Source organism: Leptolyngbya sp. CCY15150 (assembly GCF_016888135.1).
Classification (GTDB): Bacteria; Cyanobacteriota; Cyanobacteriia; order RECH01; family RECH01; genus RECH01.
This window is the reverse complement of sequence record NZ_JACSWB010000239.1, coordinates 1-14,559: the sequence shown is the minus strand read 5'-3', so window position 1 is coordinate 14,559 and position 14,559 is coordinate 1. Positions and strand designations below refer to the sequence as shown.

Sequence of the window (14,559 nt, the reverse complement as noted above, 5' to 3'; positions counted from 1 at the left end):
TTGGGTTTGAGGTCAGTGCGCTATGCGGTCCCCAAACCTGGTAGATTTGAGCGAGAGCAAGCAACACATTAGCAAGATTTAGCACGATGAAAGTCCTAGTTATTGGTGGCGACGGCTATTGCGGTTGGGCAACAGCACTGTATCTCTCAAACCGAGGCTACGAAGTTGGGATTTTAGACAGCCTGGTGCGCCGACACTGGGACGCGCAACTCTGCGTGGAAACTCTCACTCCCATCGCGCCCATTCAGCAACGTATTCAGCGCTGGAAAGATTTGACCGGCAAGTCCATTGATCTCTTCGTTGGAGACTTGACGGATTACACGTTCCTCAGCGAAGCCATGCATAGCTTCGAGCCGGAAGCCGTGGTTCACTTCGGGGAACAGCGATCGGCTCCCTTCTCCATGATTGACCGCGAACATGCGGTGCTCACCCAGGTGAATAACGTGGTCGGCACCCTCAACCTGCTCTACGTGATGCGGGAGAGCTTCCCCGACTGCCACTTGGTGAAATTGGGCACCATGGGTGAATACGGTACCCCCAATATCGACATTGAAGAGGGCTACATCACCATTGAGCACAATGGTCGCAAAGATACCCTACCTTATCCAAAACAGCCCGGATCGTTCTACCACCTCAGCAAGGTACACGATTCCCACAACATTCACTTTGCCTGCAAAATTTGGGGGCTGCGCGCCACCGACCTCAACCAAGGCATTGTCTACGGGGTGTTGACCGATGAAACCGGCATGGATGAACTGCTGGTGAACCGGTTGGACTATGACGGCGTGTTTGGGACGGCGCTGAACCGCTTCTGTATCCAAGCGGCGGTGGGTCATCCGCTGACGGTCTATGGATCGGGGTCGCAAACCCGCGCCATGCTCGATATTCGCGATACGGTGCGCTGTGTGGAACTGGCGATCGCCACGCCGGCTAACCCTGGAGAATTCCGCGTGTTCAACCAATTCACAGAAATGTTCAGCATTCAAGACATCGCTCTGATGATCAAGGGTGCGGGCAATGCTCTGGGGCTGAGCGTAGACATCAAGAGCATCGACAATCCTCGGGTGGAGGCAGAAGAGCACTACTTCAACGCCAAGAACACCAACCTGCTGGATCTAGGGCTGCAGCCTCACCTCCTGTCTGATTCCTTGCTGGATTCGCTCCTCAACTTCAGCATCAAGTACAAAGATCGGGTGGATGAGTCGCAAATTCTCCCGAAGGTCACCTGGCGGTAACCTGGTTGCAGGGCGATCGCTTCTTCTGGGGGCGATCGCCTGACCTGACTGACCTTAGGGTGGTGTACATCGGCGTCTCGATGGGGCACGTGGGTTGGTCTAGGTTGGGACGTACTGTACTTGCTGTACGTCTTGATGCTGTGATGCTTGTTGTCTTGTCCTACTTACAGTCCCCTCATCCCGTTCTAAGTCATGCGCATTGCCCTATTCACTGAAACCTTTTTACCCAAAGTTGATGGCATCGTTACCCGTCTCAAGCATACGGTGGAGCACCTACAGCGCTTGGGTGATCAGGTGTTGGTGGTGTCGCCGGATGGTGGCTTAACGGAATATAAAGGGGCAAGAATTTACGGGGTGCCGGGGTTCCCCCTGCCGCTCTACCCAGAACTTAAGCTAGCCCTGCCGCGGCCGTCCATTGGGCAGACCATTGAAGAATTTCAGCCGGACTTAGTGCATGTGGTCAACCCAGCGGTTTTGGGGTTGGCGGGGCTGTTCCATGCCAAGAACCTCAAGGTGCCCTTGGTGGCGTCCTACCATACCCACTTGCCCAAGTATTTGGAGCATTACGGGCTGGGAATGCTGGAAGGGGTGATGTGGGAACTGTTGAAGGTGGCGCACAATCAGGCAGAAATTAATCTCTGTACCTCCACGGCGATGCAGGAGCAGCTCACCACCCACGGCATTGAGCGAGTGGCGGTGTGGCAGCGGGGCGTGGATACGGAGTTATTCCAGCCCCATCTCACCTGTGCCGAGATGCGATCGCGCCTCAGTCAAGGGCATCCTGAGAGTCCCTTGCTGCTCTACGTAGGACGGCTGTCGGCGGAGAAGGAAATTGATCGGATTCGTCCGGTGCTAGAGGCAATTCCCAATGCTCGTTTGGCGTTGGTGGGCGATGGCCCCTACCGGGCCGATCTTGAGAAACATTTTGCTGGAACACCGACCCATTTTGTGGGCTATTTAGAAGGGCTAGACCTAGCCACGGCGTTTGCCTCGGCGGATGCGTTTATTTTCCCCTCTCGGACAGAAACCTTGGGACTAGTGCTGCTAGAAGCGATGGCGGCCGGCTGCCCGGTGGTGGCGGCCAACTCCGGCGGCATTCCCGACATTGTCACCGATGGTGTGAACGGCTATCTGTTTGATCCGATGGATGACTATGGGGCGATCGCTGCCACGCAACGCCTGCTTTCGCAACAGGCTGAGCGGGATACCCTCCGGCACAATGCCCGTTTAGAGGCAGAGAAGTGGGGCTGGTCGGCGGCTACGCGACAGCTTCAAGGCTTTTATCAAGAGGTGGTGAGCAACTACCGCTCCCTGCCGTCGGCGGCGTAATCTATCGACGCGGCTCTGATGGGGTGCCTGCGCTGGGTCACATCTTGCTCGATCAGCCTACACTACCCCAGTTCGTTGAAGAATCTCACCCATGCGGCGCACTTGCTTGGCCCATGTCCAGTCCTGCATAAACTCGGCGGCGGCTTGCCCCTTTTGGCGGGCCGTGGAGCGATCGCTGTAGACCTGTTCCAACGCCTCCACGATCTCATCCACATCGGATTCACCCCAGCCCTCAACGCCCACAAACGGCGCAATGGGCTGCACGGGAGCTTGGTGGCGGAGGGGATAACAATGCTCGCCGATGATATCCAAATGACCGGTATTGGCGGAAAGAATCGTGGGAATGCCGCAGGCCAGGCACTCCATGGCTGCTAGGTTAGTACCGCCTTCCCCCCGATTGGGAAAAACGGCGACATCGGCTTCTCGGATCACTTCCCCCATCAGGTAGTTAGGAATGGGGCCAATATCTATGACCTGTTGAGGTGGAATGCCGTTGGCGGCCAACCAAGGTTTGACCTGAAGGCGGCGCTGGGCATCGATGGTCGGTAGACCCTGAACATGACTGCGGTCTATGCCCTGCATGAACTGGGGCCAAAAATTATGCCAGGCGGTGAGCAGGAGGGTGTCGGGATGTCGTTCCACGAAGCGGCGCACGGCCGCCACCACAAGATCCTGCCCCTTGCGATATTCCAGCTTGCCGCCGGAGAAGATCACGAAGCGATCGCCCAGGAGTCCTGATTTGGGGCCCGGATGGAAACGGGTGGGGTCGATGCCCTGGGGAGAGGCATAGGCGTGATCAAGACCCGCTGCCCGCAAGACCGTTTCGTTCCATTGGGAGCCAGCGATCAGCAGCTCATACTGACGTCCCCGAGCGATCGCCTCCGGTGGCAGATGGGTATCTTCGAGGAAAATCACCCCCAGATTGCGATCGCCCCGCAGCTTGGGCATGAGTCCGCCTTGGAGGCCATTGCCTAGGGCATGGAGCACCGGCACATTCAGCTGGAGCTGTTTACCGGGGTTGGCGTCTAGGAGCGCTTGCAGGCGTTGGTATTCCGCAACGATCGGTTCTAGGAGCGATCGGTGTAGGGGATTGAGCTGATCGATGGCCTCGGATTTAGCCAGCAGCACGGGCGCGAAGTCGGGCATCTGCTGAAGCTGAAGGACGAGGTTGATGCCAAAATTTCCCCAGCCGGTCATCAGGCTCATGGGCCAGCCTACGCCCAGGATGTGTTTGGTAGGCGTGGGGGCGGGCGGTGTCATCGGGTAGTGCTCCTGAAGCTGGGCGAGGAGTTGGGCGATCGCCGGTTGCCAGTCATTAGCCTGGGTTTGGCGGAAGAGACGCAGGGTGGGATACCAGGGGCTATCGGGGCGATCGCTCAACCAGCGCCAGTCGCAGGAGAGGTGGAGGAGTACCCAGGTGGGTTTGCCTAGGGCCCCGGCTAGATGGGCAATCACGGTATCGACGGTGATCACCAGATCGAGTTGGGCGATCGCTCCAGCGGTGTCGGCCAGGTCGGTGAACTGGGAGCCCAGGCTAATCACCCCTGCCCGATCGAGGACAGCCTGTTCCTCGGGTAAGACGTCTTTTTGCAGGCTGTAGAGGTTCACGGACGCCAGAGACGCCAGAGAGAGTAGGGGTTTCAGGTCATCTAGGGAACAGGAGCGCTGCTCGCCGGTTTTGCTCAAGCGGTTGGCTGTCCACACGATCCCAATGTTGGCACGACGGGGATCGTGAGCAGGGAGGGGACCCAGGGTTTCCGGGGGGGGCAGCAGATAGGGGCAGGCGGCGGGGATGGTCTCTAGAGTGGTGCCGAAGATGCGGGGCAGGCTCATGAAAGGCGCTTGGTAGGTCACGCCGTCCGGTACCTGACCGAGTTCAAACACCTGGATATCTCCCCCAAGGCTGGCGGCTAGGGTGCGGAATAGACGTCCTAGACCCGGCTGATGGCATTCAATCCACAGGCGATCGCACCTGGCCTGCACCTGAGGTAGATAGCGCACCATTTGGATGGCGTCTCCTAGCCCCTGTTCGGTATAAAGCAACAGGGTTCCGCGCACCTCGTCTCCCGTCCACATGGGTTGCTGGAACTGCCGGGGCGGACAGTCGGGATGCTGCCAGCGCCATTCGTAGTCCTCCCAGCCCTGGGTGAACTGGCCCAGTTTGAGCAAGACGGCGGCCCGGCCACAGCGTGCTTCCAAGTGGTTGGGCTCCAAGGCCAGAGCCCGGTTGTAGTAGTTGAGAGCTTCTTCTAGGCGATCGCCCCGTTTGAGGGCGCTGCCCCAACTGTTGTAGCCGTCGGCATAGTTGGGTTTGAGGGCGATCGCTTGTTGATACTGCTGAATGGCATCGTCGATGCGGTCTTGTCCTTGGTAGAGGGTGCCGAGGTTGTGCCAGGCTTCGGCATAGTCGGGCTTGAGGGCGATTGCTTGTTGATAGTGCCCTTGGGCTTGCTCCGTCTGTCCAGCTTTGTCGAGGGCGACGGCTAGGTTATTGTGCAGTTCGGCATAGTGGGGCAGGCGGTCTAGGGCTTGCTGATAAAGAGCGATCGCCTCGTCTAGCTCACCGGATTGGTAGGCAATCACTCCCAGGAGATGCATGGCGTTGCCGTCTTGGGGATAGCGATCGCGGAGTTGTTCGTACAGGGCTTTGGCGGCTTCTAGCTGACCGGCTTGGTGCTGGGCGACGGCGGTTTTTAGCAGGGCTGACCGGGAGGGGCGATCGCTGGCGGCTGGGACGATCTGGGGTGAAGTTGCAGTGATTGACCGATGCTGGGCTGGATCCACAGGTGTGGACGGTGGAGCCAGGAAGGATGGGGTGGTCAGGGCGGTAGCGATCGCTGCTATGACCGGCGACCAATCTCCCGATGTGGTTTGGCGGAACAGGCGAGCGGTGGGATACCAGGGGCTGTCGGAGCGGTCGACCATCCAGCGCCAGTCGGCCATGGCGGGCAATAGAACCCAGGTGGGTTGCCCCAGGGCTCCGCTCAGGTGGGCCACGGCGGTATCGACGGTGATCACTAGATCTAACTGGGCGATCGCGGCGGCCGTTTCTGCCAAGTCGCTGAGCGCCCCACTCAGATCGATCACGCCATGGGCTCGTAGCCAGGCTTGATCCTCGGGATTAGGATCTTTTTGCAAACTGTAGAGCTGTAGGCCAGGCTGCTGGGCGATCGCCTGCCAATGGTCGAGGGGGCAGGAACGTTTACTGCCGGTTTTGTTCACCGGATTGGCGGCCCAGACGATGCCCAGCTTGCGGATGCCGGGAGGCGTGGCGGGCAGGGTGAGCTGGGTCGTGGGGGGTACTGATAGGTAGGGCACCTGGTTGGGTAAGGTATCCAGGGTGATCTGCAGTAACCATGGCAAACTCATCAGGGGGGCGTGGCAGTCAAACTCAGGCAGGGGTTCACCCCGGATCACCCACTGGTCAACGCCTGGCACAGTTTGAAAGAGGCGCATCAACACGTCTCGGCATTCCAGCACCACCCGTCCTCCCAGGGCGATCACCAAGGGCACAAAGCGCATCGCCTGAATGGCATCGCCCAAGCCCTGTTCATCGTGGAGCAAGAGGGTTTTTCCGGCAAAGCGATCGCCCGTCCATAGGGGCTGGAAAAAATCCCGAGGTGGACAATAGTCGTACTTCCAGCGCCATTCATAGCCGGCAAAGCCTTCTAGGAAATTGCCCATGCGCAGGTGCAGGGCGGCGCGACCAAACTGGGCATCTACATGGTCAGGATCGAGGGCGATCGCCTGTTCATATTTCTCCATCGCGGCGGGCAATTGCCCCATTTCGGTCAGCAAATAGCCCCAACTGCTGTAGGCATGGGCATAGGTGGGATCGATGGCCAGCGCCCGCTCATAGCAGGGAATGGCCTCCTCACAGCGGTTCTGGATGCGGAGCACGGAGCCGAGGCTGCGCCAGGCTTTCGCATAGTCCGGTCGCAGGGCGATCGCTGCCTGAAACTGCTCGGCTGCTTCGGCATATTGCTGACGGCGCTTATAGATTGTGCCTAGGTTCAAATGGGCTTCGGGATAGTCTGGTCGCAGGGCGATCGCTTGTTGAAAGGCCGCGATTGCCTCCTCGGATTGCTCTAGGTTTTGCAGGGCCGAGCCCAGGTTATAGTAGCCCTCGGCATAGGTGGGCTTGAGCGCCAGGGCCCGCCGCAAATAGTCTGCGCCCTCGGCATAGCGCTGCTGTTGGCACACTAAAGTCCCCAGCAGTTGCAGCGCCTCCATGTGATCGGGGTCTTGCTGCAAAATGCTTTGGTAGAACGGTGCGGCTTGCTCCAAGCGACCGGCTTGATGATGGACAAAGCCCTGTTGGATTACAGACAGGTGAGGCTCGACGGGCTGGGCTGGGCTGGGATCCGCAGACGGCTTGGGGCTGCGGGGCAAGCCTCCCTGGGCGATCGCCCTTCCCACGTTTGCAATCACCGTTGACCAATCACCGGGCTGGGGTTGGCGAAACAAGCGCGCCGTGGGATACCAAGGGCTATCCCGACGCTCATCCAACCAGCGCCAGTCCGGCTGGGTCGATAGCAAAATCCACACCGGTTTCCCCAGGGCTCCGGCCAAATGGGCCACGGCTGTATCGACGGTGATCACCCCATCGAGTTGACTGATGGCGATCGCTGTATCAGCAAAGTCCTGCACATCATCGCCCAAGTCCAGTACCTCACCCTGGGGAGCGAGGGTGGCTAATTCCGACCGGCGATCGCCCACTTGCAGACTATAAAACAGACATTTGGGCTGAGCCAGCAGCGGCTGCAAGAGCGCCGCAGGGCAGGTGCGGTATTGATCATCTGGGTTGCCAGCACTGCCCGCCCACACTAAACCGATGCGGCGATGGCTGGGAACCTGCTCTGCAAATGTAGCTATGCGGGCGGCGATCGCTTGGGCGCGGGTGTCCCAGAGCGGGGCTAGATCGATGTAGGGAATGGGCGCAGGAATCGTTTCTAGGGTGGTGCCCAGCAGATGGGGCAGGCTCATCAGGGCGGCGTGCTGCTGTACCTGACCGGCATCGATGGCGCTACCCGCCGTTTCCACGCCGGGCACAGATTGAAATAGGCGCACCAACGGCGACGGACAGCCCACCCACACCCGCCCACCCCGCTGCACCACCGCCGATACGTAGCGGATGAACTGGATGGCATCGCCAAAGCCTTGCTCAGCGTGCAGCAAAATAACTTGCCCTTGGAGGGGGCTGCCGTCCCATCTGGGTTCCGGGAGAGGCCGGTCTCGCCGTCGCCATTCATACTCCGTAAATCCGGCGGCCAGGTCGCCCGATCGCAGGAGCGCCATGGCCAGGTTGACGTGGGTATCGGCATGGTCGGGCTGCAGGGCGATCGCTTGTCGGTAGTAGTCAACAGCGCGGGACAGATCTCCCAGGGCTAGGTAGATAGAGCCTAGGGCATCGTAGGCTAGGGCCAGACTGGGATCGAGGGCGATCGCTTGCTCATAGGCGGCGATCGCTTGGTGAGTTTCTCCTAGCTGCTGCAGAGCCGTGCCTAGGTTGAGATGAGCCTTGGCATAGTCAGCCTTGAGGGCGATCGCCCGTTGGTAGTGACGGATGGCCTGGGACAGATCCTGTTGCTTATGGCAGACGGTGCCAAGGTTGTGGTGCAGCAGGGCATCTTGCGGGTCGAGGGCGATCGCCTGCTGGTAGTGTTGGGCAGCGGCGGCGTAGTCCTGCTGGTCATCTAGTGCGGCGGCCAGTTGCGCTTGCAGGGTGGCGGCGGCTACGCCGCGGTCTAGAGCTTGTTGATAAACTGCGATCGCCTCGCTGATTTGATGGTGTCGATGATAAAGACGGCCTAGGGAGAGATAGAGATGGATCTGGGTGGGCTCGGTAGCGATCGCCTCCTGGTAGGCGTTGAGGGCCAGCGGCAGATCCTGGGTTTGCTCCGCTAAGGTGCCTAAGAGCTTCAGGGCCTCGGTATGGCTAGGATGTTGGGCTAACACCTGACGGTAGAGCTGAGCTGCCTCATGCCATCGACCGGCTTGGTGGTGTTGGAGGGCAGTTTGTAGGTGATCAGAGCTGGAAAAAGACATGCCCAAGGGTCTATGGCAACAACGGGAGCAAGAGGGTGCAGGTGTGTTCAAAGCCCATCTCCCATCCTGGAGGGGTGGGGTGAGGATCTTCAATCTGGGGCAATCAACCCGATGGCTAGGATACCCAAGAGCGATCGCCCTTCGATCTAGACCGCGAGTTCTCCCCAGAACAGAGCTTGCTCCTCAGCATAATCTATCTCTTTGTAGAGGCGGTCAACGGAGATCCGTGGCACAATCAAAGCAAGACCTACAGGCCCTATCACCACCGCGTCTCACCGTTCGGCTGAATCGTCTAGATCCGACACCCTGACGAGTGGTTGTGATCAGTAGTCCTGATTATAGAAAATCCCTCACGGCACAACTCTACCCAATGAGGGATTGCTAAGTCGAACTCATTACGAGTATGATATAGAAGTTCGAGAGCGATCGCTCCGGCTGGTGTTGACACCCATGCTGGTTACCAAAGCCCGATCCGCTGCCCGATCCGCTGCAAGCACGGAGGGGTTAAGGCAAGCGAGGCGATCCCTAAGATTTGCCCGATTTTTCCATCCACAGACGATCTATCAGGAGACATACGTATGACAGCTACGACTTCTCGCGCAACCACTGGACGCTTTTACCCCACCCGGATTGATCTGGCGATGGAGGTGCGATCGCAGGTTGCAGACTTGCTCAACAAAACCTTGGCTGCCACCCTGGATCTGAAAACTCAGACCAAGCAAGCCCACTGGAACGTCAAAGGCATGGACTTCTATCAACTCCATGAACTGTTTGACGAAATGGCAGGCGAACTGAACGAATATGTGGATATGGTAGCCGAGCGGATCACCGCCTTGGGGGGCACCGCCCTGGGAACTGCCCGCATGGCGGCTAGCAACTCCATCCTGCCTGAATATCCTACCGAGATTGTGGAAGGCGTTGAGCATGTGACGGCGTTGGCTGAACGATTTGCGCTCTATGCCTCCCATGTGCGGGAAGCGATCGATGTCACCGACAATGCTGGTGATGCCGACACCGCCGATCTCTATACCGAAATCTCCCGCACCATCGACAAGCGCCTCTGGTTCCTCGAAGCCCATTTGGTGAACAAGGGTAGTCTTGCCTAGGCTGACGACTAGGGTTTTCTTGAAGCTTTAGTTGCACAGACGATCGCCCACTCCTCTAATCTGGGGAGTGGGCGTTTTGCAATGATGATTTCTAGGGTGTATGACCTCTATGGCCTTTCAACTTAGCTCACTTCACGAGTCGGATGCGGCTCAATTTAATGCGTTGGTTTGCCAGTGTTTTGTAACCCCAGTTGATCGTGAAGCCCGCTATCTTCAACGGATTGGGCTAGACAATATGCGGGTGTTGCACTATGGATCGCAGCTTGTGGGTGGGCTAGCAACTCTGCCGATGGGGCAGTGGTTTGGAGGCAAGCTGGTTCCCATGGTGGGAATTGCGGCGGTGTCGGTGGCTCCAGAATGGCGCGGGCAAGGGGCCGCGCTGGTGCTCATGCAAGAGACGCTGCGGGAGCTACAGGATCGCCATGTCCCTATCTCAACGCTGTATCCAGCCGTGCAGCGTCTCTATCGTCAGGTGGGCTATGAGCAAGGCGGTACCCGCTATCGGTGGCACATCGACTGCGATCGCATCCAGGTGACCGATCCGCCCTTGCCGGTGAGTCCTATGGCGGTTGATATAGCCAGGCTGCGATCGCTTCAGCAGCAGCAGGCTGCCTATCACAACGGCCATCTCGATCGCGCCCCAGTTCTCTGGAACAATCTCCTCGACATGTCGAAACAAGCTCTTTTCCTCTATCAGTTTGGCCCCACGGATCAGCCCCAGGGCTACGTAGCATTTCACCAAGGTCGTCAAGGCGATCGCACCCAGATTGATGTATTAGATTGGGTGGTTACCAGTCCCGCTGCTCTGAAAACACTCTGGGCCTTTCTGGGCTCCCATCGATCGCAAATTGATCAGGTACAGTGGCGCAGTGGGTTAATTGATCCTCTTGCCCTAGGGTTGCCAAACCAAGAGGCTAAACCGGGGGATGGCGATCGCTGGATGGTACGCATTGTCGATGTTGTACGGGCTTTAGAATGTCGCGGCTATCCCCTAAACCTCACGGCGGATCTCTACCTCACGGTGCAGGATGATTTATTGTCGGCTAATACCGATACCTTCCGGCTCTCCGTCGCCAATGGGCAAGGACAGGTGACCCGTCAGGCAGGGGAGGGGCTGTCGCTCTCGATTCAGGGGCTGGCAGCGCTCTATACCGGTCTCTTTTCTCCAACCCAACTACGCTGGATGCGCTGGTTGGAGGGGAGTGATCAGGCCGTGGCGATCGCCACCCAGATGTTTGCCACCGGCTCTCCCTGGATGCCCGACTTTTTCTAGGGGATGCGGTGCTGGTTGCCGGAAGAACAGCGGCTTCTGTCCGTTCGGAGATATACTTTAGGCAAGTTAGCCTAGGTCTAACATGTTGTCCTTGCTAGTCAGCCGGTGGCAAGGCGTGGCATGAGGCTGTAGTCTTAACTCACCAAGGCTTATCATCCCTTGCAACCTGGAACGTGATTGCAAACTCTATGGCAGATCCAGAGCATCTTGCTACCCTCAAAAAGGGCATTGATTTTTGGAATCGTTGGCGACAAGAATCCTGTGTTTCTAAGGTTGACCTCAGTGGGGTTAACCTTAGTGAACTGAGCCTCGGCGGCATTAATTTCAGTGGGGTCGATCTATTTGAAGCGGTTCTCTTACGGGTCGATTTAAGTGAAGCGAACCTCAGCCGTGCCAATTTGACCGGAGCCCAGCTTTTAGCAGCCGATCTCAGCGCGGCTAATCTGAGTCGCGCCAACCTCACCTATGCCCAACTGGGGGCGGCGGATCTCAGTGAAGCCAACTGTAATCGCGCCATTTTCCATGGCGCTGACCTCAGCGCCACCGATCTGAGCGATGCCAACCTCAGTCGTGCCGTGTTGACCGAGGCAGATCTAGGGGTTGCTGACTTGACGGATGCCATTCTCAAGCGGGCAGACTTGAGTAAGGCCGACTTGACAGGGGCTCGCCTCTGTCGGGCTAATCTGCACGATGCCATTTTTGAACATACGATCCTGGATAAAGCCGATTTGCGGGGTGCCAATATGCCCAGCACCGCCATTCGTTAACGCGATCGCCCACACCCTTGAATGGATGGTCGGACGCGGTGGGCGGCGTTTTCGGTTTACACCATCAGCTCATTATCCCTACTGTGTTTATGACTGTTCAAGTTCGTTTTTTGCCCGATAACATTGCGATCGCTGCCGAGGCTGGTGAACCCTTGCTGCAAGTGGCTGAACGGGCTGGTATCAGCATTCCCACGGGTTGCCTGATGGGTTCCTGCCATGCCTGTGAAGTAGAACTGGAGGACGGTCGGGTGATTTGTTCCTGTATCTCCGCCGTGCCGCCGGATTGCGCAGACTTGACCATCAACCTCATGGTAGACCCAACCTGGTAGGCTACATAAGCAGCGATCGCTCTTCTAGCAAATCGTGGTCTGCTCAGCGTGGAACAGGTAGGATGCGTGAGGCGCAGCCGTAACGCATCAAAACCTTATGGGAAGAGGGTTGAGCGTCGTCGAAACCCGGCAAGTTCCAGTAGGATGGGTTAGGCGCAGCCGTAACCCATCCAAGCCTCACGAGCTGAACGTTAGCCGAAGGCTCTCGATCGCCCGGCCTATTATGTTGAAAGGTTTGATGCACTATGTCTCATCTCGGACGGGGTATGCAACCGGCAGCACCAACCTCGCCAATCCTACGCCGGGCCGAATCAACCACCCAAAGCGCGATCGCTCTGGGAAGTAATCTGGGTGATTCCTACCAAATTTTGCAGGCTGCCTTTGATGCCCTAGCGCAGACTCCCCATATTTCCCTGCTTGCCCGGTCATCGATCTACCAAACAGCCGCAGTGGGGCCGCCTCAACCGGACTATCTCAATGCCTGCGCGATCCTGGAAACCAGCTTGACCCCCGAGGCATTGCTGAGCACGTTATTGATGATCGAAGCCCAGTTTGGCCGCGTGCGGCGAGAACGCTGGGGCCCCCGCCTGCTGGATCTAGATTTGCTGCTCTTTGGCGATCGCTGCCTGCAGACGCCGACGCTCCAAATCCCTCACCCACGCATGGGCGATCGCGCCTTCGTCTTAGTCCCCCTAGCAGAAATCGCTGGAGACTGGCTCGATCCCACCACCGGACAGGCGATTGCCCATCTCGTGCAGCAGTGTGATTGTTCCGGTATCCAGCGATGGGAGGGTTAGCGATTGGGATGCTAGCGATGGCTAAGTAGAACTACTTAAGAGCCGCCTGCTCTAGTTCATTCAACCGCAGTCGCATGGCCCGCTGCCAGGGCTCAACCCCAAGGCGGCGGATGATGTAGTCAGCCACAAATAACGGTAGTCCCATCGATCTCACGCGTGCCTGAATTCGCGCTAGGCGATCTTGCACCTGAAGCACTTTTTTCTGCAGCGCGGAGGGTGAGAGCACCTCATGACCGCTGAGTTCATAGCCGCGCTCTACCAAGAGGTGAGCAACCTTGGCTTCCACCAACTGCACATCCTTCTTTTTCATCGTCTGCTTCCACTTCTGAGCGTGGCGGGCATCCGGGGCATCGTAGGTGGTGTAGTCTGGATAGCGGAGCATGTGGGCGCTGTAGGATAGCCCAAGAAACTGACAAATCTGGGTGAGGACGGCTTCAGGATCTTGCAACAGCAGCTCATAGCGCACCTCAAGGTAGCGATCGCTGGTTAGCTTAGATTTGAGGGTTGTCCACAAGTCTTCTGCTTCACGCCATCGCTCCACCCCCGTCCAAACATTGCCCGCCCAGCCCATGCCAATGCAGGATGGTGCCACATCCCTAGGATCACGAACGAGGTGAATAAATCGTGCCTCAGGCCAAATCCATAGGAGGCGATCGAAGTGACGATGCACCGTTGCACCCACCTGTTCTTTGCGATCGCGCACCTGCTTTTGTCGCATAAAGTCTTTGACTAAATCAGGGTAGCTCAGCCGATGATCGACATGAAAGTTGTAGGTCTGAAAAATGCGATCGGTGTCTAATAGTTTGTGGTATTCCTGTAGATCAGGCCAGCATCCTGGTGCTGCTAAATGATCCACAATGAACTCGGATTCACTACACCAAGCTAGCTGAGGATGCCCGTTTAGCATCAGCCTAAGCATGGTCGTTCCAGAGCGCTCAGCTCCTACTAAAAAACAGGGAGCACTGAGGGAATTGTTTTGTGTCATTGCAAGCCTGTGCGGGTTCAATTTTAGTTCAAGAGCTTTGTTTAGAATAGCGTAGAGACGCCCATGTTTAGTGCACTTAGACTAGCATGGTTTGATCGTGCTAGACATCTATCTGAAGAAGGATAGTTACGGTTTAATCTAAGGGTGCTAATCCTTCAATGAACAGACGTATTGGAATGAAGTTTGTTGCAAGAAAGTAGTACCCAAATACATCATTGAATAGTCCTAAAATGCTTACCCTGACTCTATGTCCTTGCACCTAACTTCTAGCGTAAAGACTCATAAGAGCCAATCGCAATAATACGGATCTTGCACTTCAATTGTTGATGAAAATCCCTGGATGTTGCGTAACTAACGTATAAATTCTCCTAGGCGATCACAGTAGTTTCCGCTTAGAGCTATTCGTAAAAAGCTTATGGAATGCTTAGGATAAAGAGCTGCAATTCTCATGCTGGATGTCTCGGGTATGCTGAGATGATAATCTCGTTTGTAGAGCCGGCTTCATGGAAGCAAAAGGATGAGGTTGACCTTGCTCGAAGCGACGTTAGGTATGAAAACTGCCCTCATCCTGAAAACTGCTGAATGCAGAGCGGAAGGGGAGCATCCCACTTTTGCAAAAACAGTGCCAAGGGGGAGAATAGAAGGGTAGCCCTAGGGATCACTCGCTATGACACCTGAAGACCAAGAGCG

At 57.1% G+C, this 14,559-nt stretch carries 9 protein-coding genes; 7 read left to right on the top strand and 2 right to left on the bottom strand.

The features are described from left to right. Positions 1-86 precede the first annotated feature (86 nt). On the top strand, positions 87-1,235 hold the full coding sequence (locus JUJ53_RS18260; RefSeq protein ID WP_204153472.1) for an NAD-dependent epimerase/dehydratase family protein: 1,149 nt from the start codon (positions 87-89) through the stop codon (positions 1,233-1,235). A gap of 192 nt (positions 1,236-1,427) precedes the next feature. Next, a complete protein-coding gene (locus JUJ53_RS18255) occupies positions 1,428-2,564 on the top strand; it encodes a glycosyltransferase (RefSeq protein ID WP_204153471.1) in 1,137 nt (378 codons plus the stop codon). A 57-nt stretch (positions 2,565-2,621) separates the two neighbouring features. On the opposite strand, the gene JUJ53_RS18250 is transcribed toward JUJ53_RS18255, so the two are convergent. Further along, the gene (locus JUJ53_RS18250) at positions 2,622-8,612 is read right to left on the bottom strand and encodes a tetratricopeptide repeat protein (protein WP_204153470.1); all 5,991 of its coding nucleotides are present in this window, start codon (positions 8,610-8,612) and stop codon (positions 2,622-2,624) included. 578 nt (positions 8,613-9,190) lie between these two features. On the opposite strand from JUJ53_RS18250, the gene dps reads away from it, so the two are divergent. From dps to folK, 5 genes are all read left to right on the top strand, one after another. Continuing rightward, positions 9,191-9,718, top strand: coding sequence for a DNA starvation/stationary phase protection protein Dps (gene dps, locus JUJ53_RS18245; RefSeq protein WP_204153469.1), 528 nt, complete (start codon positions 9,191-9,193; stop codon positions 9,716-9,718). A 109-nt stretch (positions 9,719-9,827) separates the two neighbouring features. After that, entirely contained in the window at positions 9,828-10,991 is a 1,164-nt protein-coding gene (locus JUJ53_RS18240; protein ID WP_204153468.1) for a GNAT family N-acetyltransferase, read from the top strand. Between the two features lie 188 nt (positions 10,992-11,179). Continuing rightward, a complete protein-coding gene (locus JUJ53_RS18235) occupies positions 11,180-11,758 on the top strand; it encodes a pentapeptide repeat-containing protein (protein WP_204153467.1) in 579 nt (192 codons plus the stop codon). A gap of 89 nt (positions 11,759-11,847) precedes the next feature. Then, positions 11,848-12,087: a 2Fe-2S iron-sulfur cluster-binding protein gene (locus tag JUJ53_RS18230; RefSeq protein ID WP_204153466.1), complete on the top strand. Its 240-nt coding sequence runs from the start codon at positions 11,848-11,850 to the stop codon at positions 12,085-12,087. A 266-nt stretch (positions 12,088-12,353) separates the two neighbouring features. Continuing rightward, positions 12,354-12,884, top strand: a complete 531-nt coding sequence (gene folK, locus JUJ53_RS18225; protein WP_204153489.1) for a 2-amino-4-hydroxy-6-hydroxymethyldihydropteridine diphosphokinase — start codon at positions 12,354-12,356, stop codon at positions 12,882-12,884. A 31-nt stretch (positions 12,885-12,915) separates the two neighbouring features. Here folK and JUJ53_RS18220 read toward each other — a convergent pair whose 3' ends face one another. Next, positions 12,916-13,869 (bottom strand): sulfotransferase, encoded by a 954-nt coding sequence (locus JUJ53_RS18220; RefSeq protein ID WP_275415799.1) that lies wholly within the window; start codon positions 13,867-13,869, stop codon positions 12,916-12,918. Between the last annotated feature and the right edge of the window lie 690 nt (positions 13,870-14,559).